This is a genomic window from Mycobacterium sp. JS623, from assembly GCF_000328565.1.
Classification (GTDB): Bacteria; Actinomycetota; Actinomycetes; order Mycobacteriales; family Mycobacteriaceae; genus Mycobacterium.
The window spans coordinates 3,180,304-3,202,668 of the sequence record NC_019966.1 but is presented as its reverse complement, the minus strand read 5'-3'; the positions used below and the strand labels follow the sequence as shown (position 1 = coordinate 3,202,668).

The 22,365-nt window shown below is 65.6% G+C and carries 20 protein-coding genes and 2 pseudogenes; 4 read left to right on the top strand and 18 right to left on the bottom strand.

Annotation, left to right across the window (positions count from 1 at the left end; translation table 11 throughout):
• Positions 1–16 precede the first annotated feature (16 nt).
• From garA to MYCSM_RS15675, 9 genes are all read right to left on the bottom strand, one after another.
• Positions 17–496, bottom strand: coding sequence for a glycogen accumulation regulator GarA (gene garA / locus MYCSM_RS15715; RefSeq protein WP_015307147.1), 480 nt, complete (start codon positions 494–496; stop codon positions 17–19).
• Between the two features lie 157 nt (positions 497–653).
• Entirely contained in the window at positions 654–1,049 is a 396-nt protein-coding gene (gene gcvH, locus MYCSM_RS15710) for a glycine cleavage system protein GcvH (RefSeq protein ID WP_015307146.1), read from the bottom strand.
• A gap of 34 nt (positions 1,050–1,083) precedes the next feature.
• A complete protein-coding gene (locus tag MYCSM_RS15705; RefSeq protein WP_015307145.1) occupies positions 1,084–1,908 on the bottom strand; it encodes a DUF881 domain-containing protein in 825 nt (274 codons plus the stop codon).
• Positions 1,909–1,913: 5 nt separating this feature from the next.
• On the bottom strand, positions 1,914–2,246 hold the full coding sequence (locus MYCSM_RS15700) for a small basic family protein (protein ID WP_015307144.1): 333 nt from the start codon (positions 2,244–2,246) through the stop codon (positions 1,914–1,916).
• A 13-nt stretch (positions 2,247–2,259) separates the two neighbouring features.
• Complete coding sequence (locus MYCSM_RS15695) at positions 2,260–3,162, bottom strand: DUF881 domain-containing protein (protein ID WP_015307143.1); 903 nt, start codon at positions 3,160–3,162, stop codon at positions 2,260–2,262.
• The gene (locus MYCSM_RS15690) at positions 3,159–3,782 is read right to left on the bottom strand and encodes a CDP-alcohol phosphatidyltransferase family protein (protein WP_015307142.1); all 624 of its coding nucleotides are present in this window, start codon (positions 3,780–3,782) and stop codon (positions 3,159–3,161) included. Before MYCSM_RS15690 ends, MYCSM_RS15695 begins: the two co-directional genes overlap by 4 nt.
• A gap of 9 nt (positions 3,783–3,791) precedes the next feature.
• Positions 3,792–6,125: an accessory Sec system translocase SecA2 gene (gene secA2, locus MYCSM_RS15685; RefSeq protein ID WP_015307141.1), complete on the bottom strand. Its 2,334-nt coding sequence runs from the start codon at positions 6,123–6,125 to the stop codon at positions 3,792–3,794.
• A gap of 47 nt (positions 6,126–6,172) precedes the next feature.
• Positions 6,173–7,009 carry a GNAT family N-acetyltransferase gene (locus MYCSM_RS15680; RefSeq protein WP_015307140.1) on the bottom strand — a complete coding sequence of 279 codons (837 nt, stop codon included), beginning with the start codon at positions 7,007–7,009 and terminating at the stop codon, positions 6,173–6,175.
• Between the two features lie 116 nt (positions 7,010–7,125).
• Positions 7,126–8,763, bottom strand: coding sequence for an acetolactate synthase (locus MYCSM_RS15675; RefSeq protein ID WP_015307139.1), 1,638 nt, complete (start codon positions 8,761–8,763; stop codon positions 7,126–7,128).
• Between the two features lie 67 nt (positions 8,764–8,830).
• Between MYCSM_RS15675 and MYCSM_RS15670 the strand changes: the two genes are divergently transcribed.
• The 3 genes from MYCSM_RS15670 to MYCSM_RS15660 are packed head-to-tail and all read left to right on the top strand — an operon-like array spanning position 8,831 to position 14,590.
• Positions 8,831–10,720: an ABC transporter ATP-binding protein/permease gene (locus MYCSM_RS15670; protein ID WP_015307138.1), complete on the top strand. Its 1,890-nt coding sequence runs from the start codon at positions 8,831–8,833 to the stop codon at positions 10,718–10,720.
• A 46-nt stretch (positions 10,721–10,766) separates the two neighbouring features.
• Positions 10,767–12,692 carry an ABC transporter ATP-binding protein/permease gene (locus tag MYCSM_RS15665; protein ID WP_015307137.1) on the top strand — a complete coding sequence of 642 codons (1,926 nt, stop codon included), beginning with the start codon at positions 10,767–10,769 and terminating at the stop codon, positions 12,690–12,692.
• Positions 12,693–12,715: 23 nt separating this feature from the next.
• Positions 12,716–14,590: an ABC transporter ATP-binding protein/permease gene (locus tag MYCSM_RS15660; protein WP_015307136.1), complete on the top strand. Its 1,875-nt coding sequence runs from the start codon at positions 12,716–12,718 to the stop codon at positions 14,588–14,590.
• Here the strand turns inward: MYCSM_RS15660 and MYCSM_RS15655 are convergent.
• The 5 genes and pseudogenes from MYCSM_RS15655 to MYCSM_RS15635 form a co-directional block, all read right to left on the bottom strand.
• Complete coding sequence (locus tag MYCSM_RS15655) at positions 14,587–16,035, bottom strand: FAD-binding protein (RefSeq protein ID WP_015307135.1); 1,449 nt, start codon at positions 16,033–16,035, stop codon at positions 14,587–14,589. The two genes, MYCSM_RS15660 and MYCSM_RS15655, sit on opposite strands and share 4 nt — an antisense overlap.
• Positions 16,032–16,508 (bottom strand): VOC family protein, encoded by a 477-nt coding sequence (locus MYCSM_RS15650; RefSeq protein ID WP_015307134.1) that lies wholly within the window; start codon positions 16,506–16,508, stop codon positions 16,032–16,034. Before MYCSM_RS15650 ends, MYCSM_RS15655 begins: the two co-directional genes overlap by 4 nt.
• 45 nt (positions 16,509–16,553) lie before the next feature.
• Positions 16,554–17,200 (bottom strand): annotated as a pseudogene (locus MYCSM_RS15645) (SRPBCC family protein).
• Positions 17,197–17,535, bottom strand: a complete 339-nt coding sequence (locus tag MYCSM_RS15640; protein ID WP_015307133.1) for an ArsR/SmtB family transcription factor — start codon at positions 17,533–17,535, stop codon at positions 17,197–17,199. Before MYCSM_RS15640 ends, MYCSM_RS15645 begins: the two are co-directional and overlap by 4 nt.
• Before the next feature lie 44 nt (positions 17,536–17,579).
• The gene (locus tag MYCSM_RS15635; protein ID WP_041312161.1) at positions 17,580–18,260 is read right to left on the bottom strand and encodes a TetR/AcrR family transcriptional regulator; all 681 of its coding nucleotides are present in this window, start codon (positions 18,258–18,260) and stop codon (positions 17,580–17,582) included.
• 103 nt (positions 18,261–18,363) lie between these two features.
• On the opposite strand from MYCSM_RS15635, the gene MYCSM_RS15630 reads away from it, so the two are divergent.
• Positions 18,364–18,804: a nitroreductase/quinone reductase family protein gene (locus tag MYCSM_RS15630; protein WP_015307131.1), complete on the top strand. Its 441-nt coding sequence runs from the start codon at positions 18,364–18,366 to the stop codon at positions 18,802–18,804.
• Here the strand turns inward: MYCSM_RS15630 and MYCSM_RS15625 are convergent.
• The 4 genes and pseudogenes from MYCSM_RS15625 to MYCSM_RS15615 all read right to left on the bottom strand — a co-directional run bounded on the left by MYCSM_RS15625 (position 18,801) and on the right by MYCSM_RS15615 (position 22,364).
• Entirely contained in the window at positions 18,801–19,475 is a 675-nt protein-coding gene (locus MYCSM_RS15625) for an Rv1815 family serine proteinase (RefSeq protein ID WP_015307130.1), read from the bottom strand. The genes MYCSM_RS15630 and MYCSM_RS15625 overlap by 4 nt on opposite strands.
• 191 nt (positions 19,476–19,666) lie before the next feature.
• Positions 19,667–19,747 (bottom strand): annotated as a pseudogene (locus MYCSM_RS38215) (LysM peptidoglycan-binding domain-containing protein); the annotation flags it as partial.
• Between the two features lie 45 nt (positions 19,748–19,792).
• The gene (locus tag MYCSM_RS15620; RefSeq protein WP_015307129.1) at positions 19,793–21,199 is read right to left on the bottom strand and encodes an NAD(P)/FAD-dependent oxidoreductase; all 1,407 of its coding nucleotides are present in this window, start codon (positions 21,197–21,199) and stop codon (positions 19,793–19,795) included.
• Positions 21,200–21,209: 10 nt separating this feature from the next.
• Positions 21,210–22,364, bottom strand: a complete 1,155-nt coding sequence (locus MYCSM_RS15615) for a cation:proton antiporter (RefSeq protein WP_015307128.1) — start codon at positions 22,362–22,364, stop codon at positions 21,210–21,212.
• Position 22,365: the final 1 nt, after the last annotated feature.

The window sequence follows — 22,365 nt, the reverse complement described above, 5'->3', positions numbered from 1 at the left end:
CGCGCGCGCTCATCGCTTAGCTGCCTGGGCCGCTGTCGTCGTCGCCCTTGGGCCCGGTCAAGAACACCAGGCGGAACTTGCCGATCTGCACCTCGTCGCCATTGGCCAGCACCGCCGAATCGACGGGCTCCCGGTTGACGTAGGTGCCGTTGAGGCTGCCCACGTCGACCACCTGGAACTCGCCACCTTCCAGCCGGAACTCGGCGTGCCGACGGCTCACGGTGACGTCGTCGAGGAAGATGTCGCTGTCGGGATGGCGACCGGCCGAGGTGGTGGGCTGGTCGAGCAGGAATCGCGACCCTGCGTTGGGGCCGCGCTTGACGACCAGCAGGGCCGACCCGGCAGGTAGCCCCTCCACACCCGAGACCGCACCCTCGCTGCCGGCGGCGGGCGGAGCGTCCAGTTCGTTGAGGAAGTCGGCGCGGAAGACCGATGTCGTCTCCACGGTGACATCCTCAGACTGGTCAGCCCCAGAGTTGTGGTCCTTTTCCGTCACCCGCTGCTCCTCACTGGCTGCTGTGGCGATATCAGGCCGGGCCCCCAGCCGTCATTACACGTCTGGTGTTGACCGTACCGCGCAGTAGACATGATTGGGTCCACCACCGCCGGATCCGCCTGTGTTGGACTTTGGTCGCAAAAACCCTAACAACTCGTCATTCGGTTGTGGTGGCGCGGTAGCCGTCGGGATCCAGCAACCCGGACAGCGCGTCGTCCAGCGACGAGCCCTCGACCTTCAGATCGACGAGCCAACCTTCGCCGTAGGGGTCGGAGTTGACCAGTTGCGGGTTTGCTTCCAGATCACCGTTGACCGCAACGACTTTCGCGCTGACGGGCGCGTAAAGGTCGGACACCGACTTCGTCGATTCCACTTCGCCGAACGACTCGCCCGCCGTGACCTCGGCTCCGACGTCTGGCAACTGCACGAAAACCACGTCGCCGAGCGCCGACTGCGCGTAGTCGGTGATGCCGACCCGGACGGTGTCGTCACCGGTGCGCTGCACCCACTCGTGTTCCTCGGTATAGGACAGGTCGGCTGGGATTTCGCTCACGGCGCTCCTAGTTATCGGCGGCTGGCAAGTGCCTTCATTTGACTGGCTGAGCGTATTGGCGGGGTTTCGGTTGCCGCAAGGCGGTTACGTCGACGCGGTCGGACTGTTGTACCACCATCTTGCCGCCGACGCGCTCGACACTGTCCATGGCGCCGCCGGGGATGTTCATCGCCGCCGCCAGCGTCGCCGGATCCCCAATGGCCAGAACCGAATACGGCGGGCTGAGGGTCGCGTTGTCGACGACAAGCGCGCCTGGCGTGCCGACCACCCAAGTGTCGACACCGACGCGCACCGCCACCGACCCGCCCCGAATCTCCATCGCCTCGGCACCCGCCGCCCGCAACTCGTTGATCACGTCGAGCATGGTCTCGGCGGGCACACCCGGTGCGGTGTCCTCGATCGTCAGCGTCACGCCGGGGCCCGTCGCGGCGACAGTGCCGAGCTGGATTGACAGCGCGGCCAGCCGCGCCCGTGCGTTCTCGATCGCCGCCTGGTCGCTGCTCCCGGACGCCTGCAACTGCGCCAAGTTGCGCTGCAGGTCGGCCACTTCGGTGTTGAGCGCGGCCTCACGCTGCTGCAGCGAATCCAGCAGCACCAGCAGATCGGCCGGCCGCGCCGTCTCCAGCGCGTCGCCTGATTCGGTCTGCCGTGCCTGCGTGACGATCGCGATGCCGAGTATCACCAGCAGCACGATGGCTAGGGCGCCGAACGCGAGTTGCGATCGGCCCCTTCGCGCCACCCCCATCACTCCGTTGGAATGCAGCTCGCCGATCTCCGGCGCCGGTTCGTCGGGCGGCAACTCGTGCCGGCCGTGTTGTTCCGGCTCGGCCGCGTGTTGCGGTGGGTGGTCTTCACTCATGAGCTCTATGCGCCGAACAATCTGCGCCGCAAGGCGGCCGCGTTGCCGAAGATCCGGATACCGAGCACCACGATGATCGCCGTGGACAACTGGGTGCCGACGCCGAGCTGGTCGCCGACGTACACGATCAACGCGGCCACAAAGACGTTGAACACGAACGAGATCACGAACACCTTCGAGTCGAAGATGCGCTCCAGATAGGCCCGCAATCCGCCGAACACCGCGTCGAGCGCGGCCACCACCGCGATCGGCAGGTAGGGCTGGACGACCTCGGGGACGCTGGGGTGAAACACCAACCCCAACACGATCCCGACGACCAGTGCGGCAATTCCGATCATTTGTGTCCCGTCATTAGGGCCCAATCTGCTTGGCGAAGTTGACATCTCGAACCGAACCCGCGGGCAGCGTCAGGCCCTCGCCGGAGCTGACGTTGACCCCGACGCCATAGCTGGTCTCCAGCAACCGAAGTCGCTGTAGGCCCGGGCTGCGGTCGAACACCTCGGCCATGGCGTGCGGCGGTCCGATCGCGAGAATGACGTATGGGCTGCTGATCGGTTGATTGTCGACCAGGATGCCGCCGCCCGCCTGCCGGATCGTCACGTTCGGGCCGATCCGCACACCGCCAACCGAGACGGCCTCGGCTCCGCTGACCCACAGCGAGTTGACCACCAGCTGCAGGTCGCGGTCGAGGATCACTTGCTGGCTGCCGGGCAGACGCTCCTTCGAGACGTCGCTGAGGTCCTTCGACATTCCAGGGTCGGTGACCCTGATCGTCAGGCCGGGCCCGATCACGGCGGTGGTGGCCGCAGCGAAATTCGCCGCATCCAGACTGCCCAGCAACTGCTGGCCGCGTTCGTCGCCCTCGAGCCTGCTGCGCCGCTCGGCGTCCACCTGAGCGGCAAGGGCATTGCGACGGGCGGTGGCTTCGTTAGTGGTGGCTTCCGCGGACTTCACGCTTCCCGCCAGCACGTGCTGGCTCTCCCGCACACCCGGCGCTGTCGAACGCGCCTGCGCAACTGCCGCGGCGAACACCACCGCGATCATCAGCGCACCGCCGATCTGCCACGTCCACGCCTGCCACCACGTCCTGCGCTTGCCGGTGGCCTCTTTCGCGTGAGCCGCCGCGGCGTAGCCCGGATCGAGGTGATCGGATAGCAGTGAGCGCAGCAGCGATGGGACGGGGATCAGCGTCGGCGTGTTGGCCTCATGCGCGTTGCGGCCCGCGTGGGGGTCGTAACCGCCCAGGGTGCTCACGTCGACGACTTGGGTAGTTGGCGCGCCACCATGGACACCTGGATCAGGTACAGCACCGCGGACCACAGGTACATGGCCAGGCCCCAGATCAGGAACGCCCAGCCGCATGCCAGCACGACGCGGCTCCACAGTGCATCGAACTGGCCGAGCAGTATCAGCGGGAAACCCGACATCAGCGCGAAGGTGGCGGCCTTGCCGATGTAGGTCACCGGCAGCGCGGTCAACCCGCGGCTGCGCAGCACCGGCAGCGTCGCGGCCAAGACGACGTCACGACCGATCAGTGTCAGCACGATCCACCATGGCACCGCACCGTAAATCGCCAGCGCCACAGGCACTGTCACCATGTAGATGCGGTCGACGGCAGGGTCGAGCAGCTCGCCGAGCCGCGACGACTGGTTGTCGACGAGCCGGGCGATCTTGCCGTCAGCCCAGTCGGAGAAGCCGCTGAACATCAGCAGCGCCGTCGCCCAGCCGGTGGCATGAGCCACCAGCAGCAGGTAGAGGAACACCGGCACCAGCAGCAAGCGCAGCACCGACAGTGCGTTGGGCACCGTCAGCACCCGGGATTCTGACGTCAGCGCGGCCCCCGCCTGATGTTGCCGGCCGAGCGGCTCCTCCATGGGCTAAACCTATCGGAAGACTCCCGGCAGGCTCAGTGCCGACATGGTCTCGTCTGCCAGCGGATTGTCGTGCACCATGTATGTCCACGTCGACGTCGGCCGGGCCAGCTTGGACAGGTCGATGCCCGGCTCGTCCGCTATTGAGGGAGCGGTCTCGAACGTCTGCTGGGCCGCCTCGATCGCGTCGGCGGCCAGCGAGGCGAATGCGTCGACGGCCATCCGGTGGAACTCGTCGATCGGCGTCTGGTTGCCCAGTGCCCGCAGGTGAATGCTCTCGCGGATGTCGGCCAGGTACGCCAGATGGTCGGCCCAGCCGCGGTCAAGGTGATACAGCATGATCAGCCGGCAGATCTTCTCCAGCTTCTCCTCGCCGAGCTCGTCGACGATCTCCTCATAACGCTTGGGTGCGCGCTCGGCCAACTCCTCGCGGGCAGTTGCGGTGCGCAGCAACGTGTCTCGTCGTTCGACAATGATCGCGCGCTGCTGGGCGATCAGCTGGTTGTAGCGCCAGTTGTTGGCGTGGATGTCGAGCATCCGGCCCTCAGCGACGCGCTGTGCGTGATCAAGCAGTGTCGCGGCCTTGTTGCTGACGATGCGGCCGTCCCCTTTTTCCGGGTCGGTTTCCATCGGCAGCTTGCTGGGATCGAGGTGTGCGACGACCACGTCGTCTTCCCAGCTGGCGAAGAACACCGACGACCCAGGGTCGCCCTGGCGTCCGGCGCGGCCACGCAGTTGGTTGTCCAGCCTCTCGGTGTGGTGGCGGCCGGTGCCGATGACGTGTAGTCCGCCCAGCTCGGCGACCTCATCGTGATTGGCCTCATCGGAGCCGCCGAGCCGGATGTCGGTGCCGCGGCCCGCCATCTGGGTGGACACGGTGACGCTGCCGAGCTTGCCCGCCTCAGCGATGACGCGTGCTTCTTCTTCATCGTTCTTGGCGTTCAGCACGGCGGCGGGAACGCCGGCCTTGACCAGTTTTTCGTGCAGCTCCTCGGACTCGGCGACGTCGTGGGTGCCGACCAGCACGGGCTGATTGGTTTCGTGCACTTCCTTGATGTGGTCGACGATCGCGTCGGTCTTGGCTGCCGCGGTGATGTACACGCGGTCGATGTCGTCTTCGCGAATGTTAGGAGTATTCGGCGCAATTGGTGACACACCGAGCTTGTAGAACTGGCGCAGCTGTTCGCCTGCCGCAAGCGCGGTGCCCGTCATGCCGCACACCCGCGGGTACCGATTGATCAGCGCCTGGACCGTGATGGTGTCGAGCACCTCCCCCGTTTCGGTGGTCTCGATCCCCTCCTTCGCCTCTACGGCGGCCTGCAGCCCGTCGGGCCAGCGCTGCAATTGCGCGATGCGGCCGCGTGACGCGTTGATCAGATGCACGGCGTCGTCGCGGACGATGTAGTGGACGTCGCGCTGCAGCAGCACGTGCGCGTGCAATGCGACGTTGACCTCCGTGAGGGTGGTGCCGACGTGTTCCTCGGAGTAGAGATCGATGCCGCCGAGTTTTGCCTCGAGCTTCTGCGCGCCGGACTCGGTGAGGTGGACGTTGCGGTTGTCGGCGTCGGTGTCGTAGTCCTTGCCCGGGATCAACTCGCCGACGAGCCGGATGATCTCGACTTTCGGTGTCTCCCGGTGGGTGGTACCCGCGAGGACGAGCGGCACCAACGCCTCGTCGACGAGCACCGAGTCGGCCTCGTCGATCAGCGCGACGTCAGGGTTCGGCGACACCAGATCCTCGACGTCGGTGACCAGCTGGTCGCGCAGCACGTCGAAGCCGACCTCGTTGACCGAGGCGTAGGTGATGTTGCACCTGTAGGCCTTGCGGCGCTCTTCGGCCGTGGAGTCCGCGGTGATCCACCCGACCGTCAGTCCGAGCGCTTCGATCAGGGGGCCCATCCATTCGGCGTCGCGGCGGGCCAGGTAGTCGTTGATGGTGATGACGTGAACGTTGCGTCCGGCGATGGCGTATCCCGCGGCCGCGATCGCACCCGCCAGCGTCTTGCCTTCACCGGTCGCCATCTCGACCACGTCGCCCGCCAGCATCCGCAGCGCGCCCTGCAGCTGGACGTCGAACGGCTCCAAGGTGGTGGTCCGCTTGGCCGCCTCGCGGGCGATGGCGAGGAACTGCGGGATATCGGATGACTCGGCCAGGTCGTCCAGGTTCAGCAGCTGGGCAGCCTTGCGCAGCTGCTCATCGTCGAGGTCGGCCGCCTTCTCTTCGAACTCGGCCGACTTGCGCACGGACGACATCGACTGGGCCTGGTCGCGGTCGGTGCTGGCGCCGAGCAGCTTCCAGAACCGGTTGCTGACACGACCTGAGGTGCGGTTTTTGGTCTTCGCCACACATTTACCGTACCTGCGGCTTTTCCGACCGCGTGGGCACGCTCGCGTCAGTCGAGCGCGACGAAGTCGATCCGGACACTGTCAGCGACCGGTTGGAAGCCAATCCGTTGGTAAATGGCGTTCGACGTCGGATTTGCGAGATCGGCGAACAGCACAACGTCCGGCGTGCCGCTGCGGTGGGCGAGCCGCACGGCCGCGGCGGTGACGACCGAGCCGTAGCCGTGGCCGCGCAGCTCGCGGGGTGTGAACACCGGGCCGATCCGCGATACGCCCGCGGCGGGCACGCGCAGCATCGCCACGCTGACAGGCAAGCCGTCGACGTCCCAGAGCACGAACCGGTGTCCGACCTGGTTCGCGTTGTCGACGAACTCTTGGCTGCCATCGTGGCGCGCTGAGCCAAACGCGTCCTCGAAAAACCCCTGCACCCAGTCGATGAGAAGGCCGCGGTCGTCGTCGTTGGCGTCTCTCGGCGCGCCGGCAACGCCAGCGGGTGCCCTCAGCGTGCCCAATCGATACAGCCGTTCTTCGGTGCTGATCGACGCTTCGCGTCCCGTGATCGCCTGCCACGCATCCGCGAACGCCGTTGCGGACGATCTGTCTCCGCGCACGCTGGTCAGTTCGGGCCGCCCGGCGACAAGCTCGGCGGCGACGGCATCCATGGTGTCTACCGGAATTGCATTGCACGCCAACGGGTATGGCGGCGTCTGCAGAGCTGCACCCACGGGCGTGCCGTCGTCCCACACCGTGAGCAGGAGCGAGTCGGCAGGAAACGCTCCCGCCGACAGCAGGGTCAGCTCGATGGTGTTCGTGATCGGGTCGCGTCTGTACAACGGTTCCGCGATCTCGCGGAACTCGTCGACAGAGTCGTGCAATCTGACTGTCACGCCTTCAGGATGGTCGCCAATGCTCAAGGCGTCCAGTGATTTACAGCCCGCGAGCGTGCGCTTTGGTACAGACTTCTACGGCGTGTCGTGGGCAAACACGCGCGCGGCACTTGAAGCTAGGCCAGATTGGAGCGGCGGGGGTACGCGACGGTCGGGTCGGTCAGCGCATTCACCACAGCAGGCAAGCCCGACGAGAACGCCCGCTCCAGCGCCGGCCGAACCTGTGCCGGAGTCGACACCAGCTCCCCATGCCCGCCGAGCGCTGTCACCACCTGGTCGTAGCGGGTGCCCGGCCGCAATTCGGCGACCACCGAGTAGCCGTACAACATCTCCATCGGATGCTTCTCCAGCGCCCAGATGCCGTTGTTGCCGATCACCGAGACGACGTGAATACCGTGGCGCACCAACGTATCCCACTCCATACCGGAGAATCCGAAGGCGCCGTCGCCCTGGAGCAGCACCACCTGCCGATCCGGCCGGGCCAGCTTGGCGGCCAGCGCATAGCCAGGCCCGGAACCCAGGCAGCCGAACGGGCCGCTGTCCAGCCACGCGCCCGGCACGTAGCTGTCGATCACCCGCCCTGCATACGAGCCGAAGTCGCCAGCGTCGATGACGACGATCGCGTCGCGGTCCAGCAGCGGCCTGAGTTCGGCGTACAACCGCATTGGATGCAGCGGGGTGCGGTCGTCGTCCAACTCCGCCTGCTCGGCGGCCCGCGCAGCGTCCTCGACGGCACGCAATTCGCCGATCCAGCCCTCGTGCTCGCCCGCCGCAGCGGAAGCCAGCGCCGACAACGTGGCGCTCAAATCGCCGTAGAGTTCGGCCGCGACGTCGCGCGGATGCGCGCGGTCGGGTTCGACGCGATCGGCGACGATCAGCTTGGTCTGCACACCGAAAACCCCGCCGAAGCCCAGCCGAAAGTCCATCGGCACCCCGACGACGAGCGCAACATCAGCCTCCCCCAACGCTTTTGACCGTGCCCTTGAGAACGCCAACGCGTGGTCCGCCGGCACCGTGCCGCGGGCCATCCCGTTCATCAGTACCGGGATCCGCAGGGCCTCGGCCAACTCCAGCAAGGCCCTCTCTGCATGCCCCCACCACACGTTGGTGCCCGCCATGATGACCGGCCGCTGCGCCTGCGCCAACAGTCGCGTGGCCGCGTCCACCGCATTGCCGTCCGCGTCGGCCGCAACCGGACGCTGACTCAGCGCGCCGGGGCCGCCTGCGTCCTGCGCCTCGCTGAACACGTGGTCCATCGGGAAATCGATGAACGCAACACCCGACGGCGCACCAACCGCGGCGCGAAGCGCGTCGTCGATCAACCCGCCGACGGCATCCGCCGACTGCGCGGTGGCGGCGAAGCGGGTCAACGGCGCGACGAACGGCACGTGGTCGATCTCCTGCAGCGACCCCTGCCCCCACCGCAACGCGGGCGCCCGCCCGCCCAGCACCACCAGAGGTGACTGATTCTGCTGCGCGGCCGCCATCGCGCTCATCCCGTTGGTCACGCCGGGGCCCGCCGTCAGCACGGCCACCCCGGGCACCCTGGTCACTTTCGACCAGCCTTCGGCGGCAAACGCCGCGGTCTGCTCGTGGCGGGTATCGATCAGCCGGATGTTCTCGGCGCGGCATCCGTCGTAAATCGAGAACAGATGTCCACCGGACAAGGTGAAGATGGTGTCGATGCCGCTGGCGCGCAGCCGTCGAGCGACCAGATGCCCGGCATTGACGGTAACTGGAGCGTCGATGCTCATTTCCGCAGCATAATCACCGGGTGAATGACACCGATGTGCTCATCGCAGGCGCGGACCCGGGGCCGACATGAATCCGTTCCGGCCGTCGATCGACTGGAGTCACGAAGCCGTCAACTCGGCGGTGTGGGTGCTGCACGTATGGGTGATCACCGCGGCTGCCCTGCTGGCGGTGCTGTTGCTGGTCGGCCGGATGACGGAATGGGGACGGCAGTTCTGGCGCATCACCGGCGATTACTTCAAGGGCAGGCAGAGCGTGCCGGTGTGGGCTGTGGTGGGGCTGCTGTTGTTGTCGGCAATCCTGGTCGTCCGCATCAACGTGCTGCTCAGCTACTACGCCAACGACCTTTTCTCGTCGCTGCAACTGACGTTTCAGCCCGACTCGGCGAGAAGCGCGGGCATTCATGGCTTTTGGGTGACGATCCTGGTTTTCGCGGTGCTGGCCGTTTGTTATGTGGCGCGCACGCTTGCCGACCTCTGGTTGACTCAAACGTTCATCATGCGATGGCGAATCTGGTTGAGCCACCGCTTCATTGGTGACTGGCTCGGCGACTACGCCTACTTCCGCAGCCAATTCTCGCGACGGGCCATCGACAATCCTGATCAACGCATTCAGCAGGACATCGACATCTTCACCGCGGGCGTCGGCGGCGAGCCGAACAATCCGGCCTACACCTCGGATCGGCTGCTGCTGTTCGGCGCCGTCGAGGCGGTGGTGTCGGTCTTCTCGTTCGGCGCGATCCTCTGGCATCTCTCTGGCCCCCTGACGCTGGGCACCGTGACCCTGCCGAGGGCGCTGTTCGTGGTGGTGATCGGCTATGTGCTCGCGGCCACCGTCATCGCGTTCGTAATCGGCAGGCCGCTGATCCGATTGAGCTTCATGAACGAACTTCTCAATGCGGGCTTCCGGTACGCGCTCGTCCGCTTGAGAGATGCGAGCGCAGCCGTGGGCATGTACCGCGGTGAGAACGCCGAACGGTTTGTGCTCACTGGCCGCCTGTCGGCCGTCATGGACAACTACGGCAACTGGCGCAACCGGATGGTGTTGTTCACCGGATGGAATCTGTCCATGAGCCAGGCGATCGACCCGCTGCCGTTCATCGTCCAGGCACCGCGGCTTTTCGCAGGACAGATTTCACTTGGCGATATTTTCCAGTCCGCCGCCGCATTTCACACTATTCACAACTCGTTGTCGTTCTTCCGCGACGCATACGATTCGTTCGCGAGCTATCGGGCGGCGATCATCCGGCTGAATGGACTGGTCGACGAGAACTCGCTGGCACGCAGGTTCGGCCAGGTGACCACGATCAAGTCGCAGGACGGCGCCCTACAGGTCGACGGTCTAGCCGTTCGCACCCCCGAGGGTGAACCGCTCATCCGCGACCTCGACTTCCACCTGGCGCCGGGGGACGCGCTGCTGATCAGCGGACCGTCAGGCATTGGTAAGACCGTGCTGTTGCAGAGCCTCGCCGGGCTGTGGCCGTTCGTGTCCGGCAGCGTGCGGTTGCCGTCGGACCAGCGCGACGCGATGTTCGTGCCGCAACTGCCCTACATCCCGCTTGGCGACCTCCGTGCCGTCGCGTCGTATCCACACGAGGCGGGTTCCCTCGACGATCGCGACATTCAGCAGGCCCTCGTCAAGGTGGCCCTGCGACATCTGGCCATCCGGCTCAACGACGTCAAAGACTGGGCGAAGGTGCTCTCGGTCGGCGAGCAGCAGCGCATCGCGTTCGCGCGCATCCTGCTCGCCAAACCGCGGGCGGTCTTCCTCGACGAGTCGACCGCAGCGATGGACGAGGGGCTGGAGCTGATGCTCTACGAACTGCTGCGGACCGAGCTCTCCGACTCAGTTCTGGTCAGCGTGAGCCATCGCGGCACCATCGAGCAGTTCCACGGCCGGCACCTGCAGTTGGTCGGCGACGGCGAGTGGCGCCTCGACGCGCTTCCTACCAGGAGCTAGACCCTCCCAGGGGGCTCACAACAGATTGTCGAGGTACCTTGCCGGGATGAACCCGGACATGTTCACCCCAACGCTGGACTGGGGCAGCGAGCTGTTGAAATCGCTGTGGTGGATCGCCCGCTGGTGGACGTTCATGGCGGTCGGCACTTTTCTGGTGTTGCTGCTGATCGCCAGGTTCACCAAGTGGGGCAGGCAGTTCTGGCGTATCACCGGCGGCTACTTCACCGGTCGCGACAGCCTCAGAGTCTGGATCTGGCTGGGGGCACTGCTGCTGTCAGTAGTCGTCGGCGTTCGCATCGACGTGCTGTTGTCCTTCCAGGGCAATGACATGATGAGCAGCTTCCAGTCGGTCGCAGCAGGCCTCACTGGTGACGAGGCCGTTAAGAATTCGGGCAAGGACGGCTTTTGGTTCTCGATCATTGTGTTCGGCGTCCTGGCCACCATCCACGTCGCCCGCGTGATGGTGGACCTGTTCCTGATGCAGCGATTCATGCTTCGGTGGCGGGCGTGGCTGACCGATCGGCTCACCGGCGACTGGCTGGACGGCAAGGCCTACTACCGGTCCCGCTTTATCGATGACACGATCGACAACCCGGATCAACGCATCCAGACCGACATCGACATCTTCACCGCAGGTGTCGGTCCCCTGCCCAACACTCCGAACAACACGTCCGCGGCCACGCTGGTGTTCGGGGCGGTCTCAGCCATTCTGTCGATGATTTCGTTCACGAAGATCCTGTGGGACCTGTCGGGCCCGCTCACGCTGCCCATCATCGGGTTTCAGGTGCCCAAGGCGATGTTCATCATCCTGATTGTGTACGTCATCTTCGCGACGATCTTCGCGTTCTGGATCGGCAAACCAATTATCTGGCTCGCCTTCAACAACGAGAAGTTCAACGCGGCCTTCCGCTACGCGCTGGTGCGACTGCGCGACGCCTCGGAGGCGGTTGCTTTCTATCGCGGCGAGATCGCGGAGCGAACGGGGCTGCGACGCCTGTTCGCGCCGGTCGTCTCCAACTACAAGCGGTACGTCAATCGGATGATCGGCTTCTACGGGTGGAACCTGTCCATGAGCCAGATCATCGTGGTCGTGCCCTATATCTTGCAGTTCCCGCGATTCCTCGCCGGCGAGATCAAGCTCGGCGCCATGTCGCAGTCGGCGTCGGCCTTCGGCAGCATCCAAGACGGGCTGTCGTTCTTCCGAAATGCATACGACTCGTTCGCCGGCTATCGCGCGGCGATCATCCGTCTGCACGGCCTGGTCATCGCCAACGAAGAAGGAAGGGCGCTACCGGAAGTCACGACCACCCCATGCAAGGACGGCGCGGTTGTGCTCGACGACGTCGAGGTCCGCACCCCCGACGGCAAGCAGCTCATCAAGCCGCTCGACATGCGCCTGGAAATCGGCGACACGTTGGTGGTCACCGGGCCATCCGGCAGCGGGAAGACCACGCTGCTGCGCAGCCTGGCGGAGTTGTGGCCGTTCTGCTCCGGCACCCTGACCCGGCCGTGCGGCCCCAACGAAACGATGTTCCTTTCGCAGCTGCCGTACGTGCCGCTGGGTAATCTGCGCGCGGTCGTGAGCTATCCGAGTGAAGAGGGGTCGATCGACGATCGAACCCTGCAACAAATGCTGCACAAGGTTGCGCTGCAGCACCTCGTCCACCGGCTAGACGAGGTGCTGGATTGGGCCAAGGTGCTCTCTCCTGGCGAGCAGCAGCGCATCTCGTTCGCCCGCGTCTTGTTGACCAGGCCGAAGGCCGTCTTCCTCGACGAGGCCACCTCAGCGTTGGACGAAGGTTTGGAGTTCCTGCTGTACAACCTGGTGCGCACCGAGCTGCCGGAGACCATCCTGGTCAGCGTCAGCCACCGCAGCACTGTCGAGCAGCATCACACCCACGAACTCGAACTGCTCGGCGACGGCGAATGGCGTCTCGGCCGGGTGCAAGGCGACGAGCCCGTCCCTGTGTAACGCTGAGCCGGTAGCTTCCCGGCATGGAAACGTTCACGCCGTCCCTGAATTGGGGCGACGAGCTGATTACGTCCCTGTTGTGGGTGGCGCGGGCTTGGGCGATCGCAGCGGTGTCCACCCTCTTGGTGCTGGCGCTGCTCGCGCGGTTCACCACCTGGGGCCGGCAGTTCTGGCGGATCACCGGCGACTATTTCAAGGGCCGCCAAAGCATTCCGGTGTGGTCGTTGCTCGGCGTGCTACTGGCCTCAGTGATGATCGACGTGCGCCTCGGTGTGCTGTTCAGTTATCAGTCCAACGACCAGTTTTCGGCGTTGCAGGCTGCGTTTGACGGCGGCGGGACAGCGAAACAGGTTGCGATCGACGGCTTTTGGGCGGCGATGCTGCTCTACGTCGGGCTGGCCCTCTCCGACATCGTCCGCAACCTGCTTGATGTGTACCTGATGCAGCGATTCATCATCCGGTGGCGGGTGTGGCTGACGCACCGGCTCACCGGCGACTGGCTCGACGGTGACGCCTACTACCGGGGGCGATTCGTCGAGCCGCCGATCGACAACCCCGATCAGCGCATCCAGCAGGACATCGACGCGTTCACCACCGGCACCGGTCAGGGGACCAACGTGCCGACGGTTGGGACGTCGCAAACCCTGTTGTTCGGCACCGTCTTCGCCGTCGTCAACGTCGTTTCGTTCACGCCGATCCTGTGGGGCCTGGCCGGACCGCTCACCATCTTCGGTGTCATCGTGCCTAAGGCACTGTTCTGGATGGCGCTGGTGTACGTGTTCTTCACGACGGTCGTCGCGTTCTGGATCGGCAGGCCGCTGATCCGGCTGTCGTTCCGCAACGAGCGCACCAACGCCGCGTTCCGCTATGCGCTGGTGCGGCTTCGAGACGCCGCAGAGGCCGTTGGTTTGTACCGCGGCGAAGGCGCTGAACGTGGCCAGCTGGTAACGCGATTCGCCGCCGTCATCGCGAATTACCGCGCCTTCGTCCGGCGGACCCTGGTCTTTTTGGGGTGGAACCGGTCAATGAACCAGATCGTCAGCCCATTGCCGACCGTGGTGCAGGCCCCGCGGTTGTTCGCCGGCGAGATCCAGCTCGGAGACGTCACTCAATCGTCGAGCGCATTCATCTCGGTGCACGATTCGCTGGCGTTCTTTCGTGCCGTCTACGACTCGTTCGCCAACTACCGGGCGGTGGTCATCCGCCTCGACGGCTTGGTCACCGCCAACGAACAGGCAAGGGAGCTGCCGGCTTTGACGGCACTCCCCGCTACCGACGGCTTGCTGGAGCTCAGCGCCGTGGAAGTCCGAACCCCGCAGGGCGCACGGCTGGTCGAGCCCCTGGATGTCCGGCTGGACTCCGGCGAATCGTTGGTGATCACCGGAGGCTCGGGAACGGGTAAGACGACGCTGCTACGCAGCCTCGCACAGCTGTGGCCGTTCACCTCGGGCACGGTGCGGTGTCCAGCCGACGGGACCATGTTCCTGTCGCAGCTGCCCTACATGCCGCTTGGCGACCTTCGCACCGTGATTTCGTATCCGGCTGTCGCTGGCGAATTCGATGACGCGGCAATCCAATCCGTGCTCGACACCGCCGCGCTCGGCCATCTCGCCAGCCGCCTCGATGAGACAGCCGACTGGGCCAAGGTGCTCTCGCCGGGCGAACAGCAGCGCATCGCGTTCGCGCGGGTGCTGCTGGCCAAACCCAGAGTGGTGTTCCTCGACGAGTCGACCTCCGCGCTTGACGAGGGCCAGGAATTCGCGCTGTACCGGTCGTTGCGTACGGCGCTGCCCGACTGCATCGTGGTCAGCGTCAGCCATCGCAGCACCGTCGAACAGCACCACGACCGTCGTCTGGAACTTCTTGGCGGCGGCCAGTGGCGCCTTGCGCCGGTTTAGCTTGCGGCGGCGTGCGCTCCGGCGCGGCGGCCGAAGAACGAGCCCTCGCCGAGTTGGGTGCCACTGGCATAGCCCTTGCCGTCCTGGGCGATGTTCGACGCGCACGCGCCTGCGGCATAGAGGCCGGAAATCACGGTGCCGTCCTCCCTCAATACTTGGCCGTCGACGTTCGTCGCGAGACCACCGACCGTGAAGCCGGCGTACATCGCCTTGCCCAGTGACAGGTCGAACGCACCCCACGGTCCTTTATCCTGTGGGGCAAGGAATTCCGGCTGCTTGTGGAAATCTGGATCCTCGCCGCGGGCGGCGTGCTCGTTGTAGCGGTTCAGCGTTTCGACCAGCTTGCCCTTCGGAATGCCAAGGGCGGCTTCCATTTCCTCGACCGTTTCCCAGCCGTCGATCAGCGGCACCAGCGGCACCTCTGGTCGTTTCAGGTGGTCCTCGTCGACGATCAGGAACGCGGCGCTGTCGGGCTGATCCATCACGTATCCCGATGTGCGCGAATGGTAGGAGTCCTCGGTGACGAAGCGCTGGCCGTCCTTGTTGACGATGATGCCGGTGAGCAGAATCGACGGCGGGTATGCCGGCGCGGTGATGAAAACCTGATCCATGTGTTTGGTTGCGCCGCCTGCCGATTCACCGAGGCGGATGCCGAGGCCGTCGTCATAGGTGTTGCCCAACACGAACGGCTTTTCGGCCAGCTTCGGGGTGTAGTCGGCGACCATCTCCGGATTCATCACGAATCCGCCGGCGGCGATCACCACCGCCTTGGCGCGGATCGCGCCGGTGTCGTTGAAGTGCTTGAAGCTGACGCCGACGACGGCGCTGTCGTCTTGGATGAGCGCGGTCGCCCCTGTCTCATAACGGATCTGGACGCCGAGTTGTTCTGCCCGCTTGAGCAGTAGGTCGATCACCATGCTGGCTCCGCCGGTGTCGCCGGGCACCGGCACCTTGTGCCCGCGCGGCGCGGGTACCGCCCGGTCCTTGAAGGGCCAGACCTTCTCGTTGCCGGTGAACATCAGGCCCTCGGTGTTGGGCTGAATGACGGCCTTGCCGGGGAAATAGCTCCGTTCGAACTGAAAACCCAAGTCCTCCAACCAGTTGAAGTGCTCGACGCTGCCGTCGCAATAGGCTCGAATCTTGTCGTGCTCGGGTTCGCGGGACACTGCGACGAGGTATTTGTACATCTCGTCGGCGCTGTCGACATGTCCGGTGGCCTGCTGCACGGCGGTGCCCCCGCCGAGATAGAAATGCCCGCCCGCCATCGACGTCGTACCACCCGCGGCCGCAGCGCGTTCCAGCACCAGCACCCGTGCCCCCGCCGCCGCGGCGCTGACCGCTGCGCAGCCGCCCGCGATGCCGAAGCCGACCACCACGACGTCGGCCTCGTCGGACCACGCGGGCACGTCGGCGGCGTTGACGGTCTCCGGGATTTGGCTGCTCACTTCTGCTCCTGCTTGATGTAGTCGAAGAACGCCCGGATCTCGGGCGGGATATACGCGATCTCGACGTAGGGCACGCCGGCGTCCTTGGCTGTGACGTACGCGAACTCCATGCCGCCGGGCATCACACCGCGCTGGACCACCTCCGCACCGCGCTCGGCCACCGCGCGCTCGACGTCGTCGGCCTCGATACAGACGTGATGCAATCCGGGTCCGGCGCCGTCCAGAAACTCGGTATAGATGCTCTGGCCGGTCACCGGTGCGATGAGCTCGAGCTGGGTGTCGCCGGCATAGGACAGCGAGATGTCGGCGACGAAGTCCGCGGGGCCGCCTCGGTACGTGCACGCGTCGGGGCCGAAGTGAACCCCGGGCATGCGAATCCATTTCTTGGCGCCCAATAGCGTGGTCAGCGCCGTTTCGGTGGCATCGAGGTCTCGCGTGACCCACGCGATCTGGACAGGTGTCTGGTCAGGCATCGCCTCGAGAATATCCCCGGGCCGCGGCCGTGGCTAGAACGTGTTCTAGTTTGATTCCTCGCCGAGGTAGGCCGCCACGCAGCGATCCGCCATCGCGCGCGCCGCCGCGGGATCAGTTCCGAAAGCGACGTTCACCTCGTACCACGCCTCACCGGACAGCGCCATGAAGCGACGACCGTCCTCGGTGCCCACCCACTGTTGCCCTAACGAGGGGTCGATGGCTTCGCCCGTGGCCAGATGCAGGGCCAGCCCGAGCAGCATGGAATCCCAGCCCATGCCGACGGCGCCGGGGCCGAACTGACGCCAGATCTCGTCATCGGCCACCGGCATGATGTGCTCGAGCACCAGTCGCGCGCGGTCGGGGCCGTCGCTCTAGATGCTCACGTCGATCCAGCTGACGTTGCCGCCGAACTCCCACGTCGCGGTGAAGTTCTTCGGCGGGTCGCACGTCAGGACGGTTCCGCCCGCTTGGCCCTCCAACTGATAGGAGCCGCCGAGCTGCAGCTCACCGGAAATCGGCAGGAACCACCGCGGTATCCGCTCGATGTTGGTGACCGCATCCCAGAGGTCGGCTGCATCGGTGCGTAGGTCTGGCTGACGGTGACTACGTGCGCCTCCCCGACGTCGATCGTGCGGGTGCCGACGTTGCGCACAACCGCGTGGATCTGATGGTCGACGTCGATCTCGATCATGTCGCCTTCCTTCGTCGTTGCCGTTTGCCCCTGGCGATCTCGGTGGCCAGTGCGCCAAAGTGTGGGGTCCAAAACCGACGGAACCCGTCGAGCCACTCGTCCACGTCACGTAATGCCCTGCCGTCCACTGCGTACAGCCGTCGCTGGCCGTCGGGCCGCACCGAGGCAAAGCCGTTGTCGCGCAGCACCTTCAGATGCTGAGATACCGCGGGCTGAGTGATCGCGAACTCGCCCTGAATGGTGGCGCCGATCGCTCCCGCCGACATCTCGCCTCCAGCGAGCAGTTCCAGAATGCGGCGGCGCACTGGATCGCCAAGGACGTCGAACGCGTGCACTCGTCCAAAATAGAAGCTGCTACTTATATAAGTCAAGTCTACAATTAGGCGCTCAGCGTCTTGATCAGCAGCCGGACCTGGGAGTCGAACACTGCGCCCGGCTCTGTCAATGTGTCGGCGCCATATTGGCCGAACACCTCGAGGCTGATTGCGCCGACCACGCAGGCCCACAGCAGAAAGCATTTGGCGACCGCCGAGTCGTCGCCCGCAAACCCGAACTCCTCGCGAAGCCGGTCGAAATCTGACGACAATGGTTGGTCCACAGCAACATTCGACGGTGGTATGTCGCCGGCCGCAATTCCGCCTGCGACCGCGCCGAACAGTGCGCCGACCACTCTGGTGCCGGGGCCGACCGTGCTCTCGCGCGGCGCGTGGTATCCGGGCACGGGGCTGCCGTACAACAACGCCCAGCGGGCCGGTTGATCGACCGCCCACGCGCGGGCGGCATGCGTCATCGCCAGGAGTTGATCGCGCCACGTCCCGTTGGCGGCCGCCGCGGCGTCATCGACCGCGTCGGCCAGTTCCGAGTACGCGTCGACCAGCAGCAGCGTCAGCAGGTCGTCACGACTGGACACGTACCGGTACACCGCGGACGACACCATGCCGAGGTCGCGCGCGATCGCGCGCAGCGACAGTCCCGCCGCCCCTTCGGTCAGCAGGTGGTGCCGTCCGAGCTCGATGATCTGCGCCTCGATCATCTCGCGCGACTCCTGCCGCTTGCCCATCTGGCAAGTGTGACACAAAACGAGATCGGTGCTCTTGATTTCCCGCCCTGGGCGTGCCAACCTATTAGAGAGCACCGCTCTCCCTTAACCGAAAGGCACAACGATGACCGCTCGATACGACGAACCGAACGTCGCCGCCCGCGCAGGCAACGAGCTGATCCGCTGGCTGGCGGAAGCCGGCATCAGCATCGCCGGAACGCGAGCGCTGCGAGTGCGCGGCCGCAAGACCGGTAAGCGCCGCGGGGTTGTGATCAACCTGCTCACCGTCGACGGCCGCGACTACGTCGTGTCTCCGCGCGGCAATACGCAGTGGGCACGCAACGCCCGTGCGGCGGGTGCCGTCGAGATGGGTCCGCGCTGGCGCAGCAGAACCGTGCACATCGCGGAAGTGGCTGACGATGACAAGCCCCAGTTGTTGAAGCGCTATCTCGATAGGTGGTTCTGGGAGGTCAAGGGTCACGTCGGCGGGTTGACTCCACAGTCGACGGTCGACGAAATGCGTGCCGCCGCACCGGCTATCCCAGTGTTCGAACTTCTCCGCTAGGGCGATGGCGGCGCGGCGTTGACGCTACCCGCCGCGGCGGAGATGACGTCCTCGCGGGCCTCTTGGCTGGCGACTTGCCAGGACACCGCGGCCGGATACTGGCCCCACGTGCTGTTGAACATCCCGACTATCGCGGCCCTGCCGTCCGGCGTGAGGTTGTACACCGGCCCGCCAGAGTCGCCCTTCTGGCTCACGACACCGTTGGCCATCGTGAACCAGCCGTTGTTCACGGCCTGGATGGTGCCGCAGGTCTCCCCCGTGACAACACCGAAGTGGCACACCGGCAAGCCGGCGACGGGCGTAATACCGGGATCGGCGATCAGCGCACGTCCGCCCGGCAGGATGTTGTTGACCGCGACGTCGGGCGCGAGGCTGATCGCCTCCCAATCGGCGATCTGATGATTTGTGTCGATAGTGGCACCGTTTGGCGTGTTGTCGCGGAACAGAGAAAGACTGCCAACCACGTTGCCGTCTCTGTCGGTCACCTGGCCGCTGCCGCGGCAATGCCCTGCGGTGAACGCGATGCGCATCTGCGGGTCGACATAACCCAGCGTGCAAACGTTGGTGCCTTGCCGAATTTCCATCCCGGGGAACACGAGCACGCCGGGTGTTGCCTGGGCCGGTGCTGTGGACAACGTGAGCGCGAAAATCGGAGCAACCGCTGCAAGCATGCGCAAGCCTGGTCGGCGCACTGTGGTCTCCGATCTTGGAGTGTCAAGGCTGTCAAGCGTACCGGTGAGCTGCGATAACGGCATACGCAATTGGTCATCGGACTACGACGCTGTGACGTTACACAACCGAGATCTGTAAAACAGTGATGGCCCAGACCGTTCAGCCCGGGCCACTGCCGTGTGGGTCGGGAAGGGATCGTCAGCACCTGGCCCGGATAAATCAGGTCTGGGTTGGAGCCGCCGCTGGCGTCGGCGATCACCGGATACTTGCTGCAGCTGAGCCTACTGATCTCGGCTGTCTCCGTGGGGATTACGAGTCAAGAATCGAAGCCGAGGCCGAGCGCATCGAGTGCGCGCAGCAGGATGTTGCGCCGGCCCGCCGAGTGGTCGGCGCGATCCAGCGACCATCGCGTCGCCTGGATACCAATGCTGGCCAGTGGCTCCGGCGGGAACGGCAACGGCCGCTTGTGCACCATCTCCAATTCGGTGCGCGCGGTGGGCTTGCCGTCCAGCAGATCAAGACAGACGTCGGCGGCGAACCGCGTTGCGGCCACCCCGAGGCCAGTGAACCCGTTGACGTAGGCCACGCGCCCGTCACGAGCCAGCCCCCAGTGCGCACAGAACCGGGTGTTGGTGTCGATCGCACCGGCCCAGCGATGGGTGAACCGGACATCGTCGAGCGCAGGGAAGGTGACGAAGAAGTGCGCCGCCAGCCGCTGGTAGGTGGAGGCTCGGTCTTCGTAGCGCTCGTGGACCTTGCGGCCGAAGTGGTAGACAGCGTCGTAGCCGCCCCACACAATCCGGTTGTCCATCGTCAGCCGGTAATAGTGAAACTGGTTGGCGCAGTCGCCGATTCCCTGCCTGCGCCGCCAGCCGATCCGGTCCAGCTGCGCATCCGTGAGGGGCTCGGTGGCGAGCACGTAGTCATACACCGGCACGGTGTACAGCCGGTTGCGGCGCAGCAGGCTCGGGTAGACGTTGGTCGCAAGCACCGTGTTGCGGCAGGTGATGGCTGCGTCGCCGGCCTGGATGTGCAGCGCGACGCCTGCGGAGTCGAGATGCCGCGCATTGGTGTGCTCATAGATCTGAACTCCGGCCTCCTGGCAGGCGCGCGCCAGTTCGAACGCGAGCTTGGCCGGGTGCACGATGGCGCAGGAGTCGGGGTTGTACAGGCCCGCGAGGTAGGTCGGCGAATGCACCTCGTCGCGGACCTCACGCAGGCCGAGCAGCTGTCCCTCCCCTGCCGCGGCAGACTCGGTAAGCCAGTCGACTTGATGCGGTTCGGTCGCGACGGACAGCATGCCAGTGCGCTGCCATTCGGCGTCGAGCCCCAGAGACTCGATATCGGCCTGCATGCCGTCGAGGTTTTCCCTGCCCATCGCGTCGAGGGTGTCAATCTCGTTGGGCCAGCGTGTCTTTCCATTCTCGAAGCCGTGCGTCAGGCTGCCGTCGACGAAGCCGCCGTTGCGTCCCGATGCGGCCCAGCCGATCCGGTTTGCCTCGATCAGGACGATGCGGCGGTCCGGATTTCGCTGAGCGGCATGCAATGCGGTCCACAGCCCGGTATATCCGCCACCGATTACCAGCAGGTCGCAGATGATCGAACCGCCGGCTCGCGGGTATTCGGGGCGCGGGATGTCGAGCCACATCGAGCCGAACGTGCTTGCCGCAAGGGCACGTTCGATCAGCCCGGGATCGACGTGGGCATCAAACACCGTCTCCACATCGGCGACACTACGGGCTTCTCGCGGCGCGCGGCGAATATCCGCCGGTGAATCGGGCCAGCACCGGTCCGACCATCGCAAGGATGAACACGTATGGCGTGGCCACCGCCTCGACGGCCTCGTATGTCGTACCGACCAGCCCGATGATGACCAACGAGAATTCACCACGCGCGATCAGCGCTGTGCCCGCGCGCAACTGACCGGGCCTGGCCACTCTCTCACGGCGGGCGGCGAATTGACCCGTCAGCACCTTGGTGCCTGCAGTCACCGCCGCCAGCGCGGCTGCGGCAGGCAGCATCGGGATCAGTTCGGCTGGATCCACCGAGACGCCGATGGCCAGGAAGAAGATCGCCGCGAAAAGGTCACGCAACGGGCTGAGTACCGTTCGCGCGCGATGCGCGGACTCACCGGTCAGGGTGAGGCCGACGAGGAACGCTCCGACCGCCGCGGAGGCGTGTACGAATTCGGCGAGGGCAGCGACGATCAGCGTCAGGCCGAGGATGCGCAGCAGCATCTGCTCGTTGTCCGGGTGCGCGACGATCCGCCCGACGTGATGACCCCAGCGGTAGGAGGCGAAGAATGCGACGGACAGCGCGGCGATGGCGATCGCCATCCCGAACAGCGCCTGCGGCCACGTGCCGCCTGCGGCCAACACCGCCAGCAGCGGCAGGTACGCCGCCATCGCGAAGTCCTCGAGCACAAGGATCGACAGCACGGCCGGGGTCTCTCTGTTGCCGAGCCGGCGCAGGTCGGACAGCAGCCGCGAGATCACACCGGACGACGAGATGTAGGTGACGCCCGCAAGCGCCAAGATGCCGACGCCGCCAAGGCCGAGCAGCCACCCCGCGATCGCACCGGGAATCGCGTTGAGCAACAGGTCCACCCACGCCGACGGCAGGTGTCGCCGAAGGCTGCTGGCGAACTCCCCGATGGTGAACTCCAGCCCGAGAGTGAGCAGCAACAGCACCACGCCGATCGTCGCGCCGGTGCTGACGAACTGCGTGGCGGACGGAATCGGCGCGATGCCGCCCTCGCCCAGAGCGAGGCCGGCGACGAGGTACAGCGGAATCGGCGACAGAGCGAGTCGGCGCGCGGCGGTGCCCAGGATGGTGAGCACCGTCAGGATGACGCCGAGCTCGAGGAGCAGCGTCGCCGATACTTCCATC

Bases quoted from the DNA above. Each gene is read 5' to 3' on its own strand.
- MYCSM_RS15705 (WP_015307145.1), bottom strand. From the start codon at position 1,908: ATGAGTGAAGACCACCCACCGCAACACGCGGCCGAGCCGGAACAACAC.
- MYCSM_RS15700 (WP_015307144.1), bottom strand. From the start codon at position 2,246: ATGATCGGAATTGCCGCACTGGTCGTCGGGATCGTGTTGGGGTTGGTG.
- MYCSM_RS15690 (WP_015307142.1), bottom strand. From the start codon at position 3,782: ATGGAGGAGCCGCTCGGCCGGCAACATCAGGCGGGGGCCGCGCTGACG.
- MYCSM_RS15675 (WP_015307139.1), bottom strand. From the start codon at position 8,763: ATGAGCATCGACGCTCCAGTTACCGTCAATGCCGGGCATCTGGTCGCT.
- MYCSM_RS15670 (WP_015307138.1), top strand. From the start codon at position 8,831: ATGAATCCGTTCCGGCCGTCGATCGACTGGAGTCACGAAGCCGTCAAC.
- MYCSM_RS15665 (WP_015307137.1), top strand. From the start codon at position 10,767: ATGAACCCGGACATGTTCACCCCAACGCTGGACTGGGGCAGCGAGCTG.
- MYCSM_RS15660 (WP_015307136.1), top strand. From the start codon at position 12,716: ATGGAAACGTTCACGCCGTCCCTGAATTGGGGCGACGAGCTGATTACG.
- MYCSM_RS15650 (WP_015307134.1), bottom strand. From the start codon at position 16,508: ATGCCTGACCAGACACCTGTCCAGATCGCGTGGGTCACGCGAGACCTC.
- MYCSM_RS15635 (WP_041312161.1), bottom strand. From the start codon at position 18,260: ATGGGCAAGCGGCAGGAGTCGCGCGAGATGATCGAGGCGCAGATCATC.
- MYCSM_RS15630 (WP_015307131.1), top strand. From the start codon at position 18,364: ATGACCGCTCGATACGACGAACCGAACGTCGCCGCCCGCGCAGGCAAC.
- MYCSM_RS15625 (WP_015307130.1), bottom strand. From the start codon at position 19,475: ATGCTTGCAGCGGTTGCTCCGATTTTCGCGCTCACGTTGTCCACAGCA.
- MYCSM_RS15615 (WP_015307128.1), bottom strand. From the start codon at position 22,364: ATGGAAGTATCGGCGACGCTGCTCCTCGAGCTCGGCGTCATCCTGACG.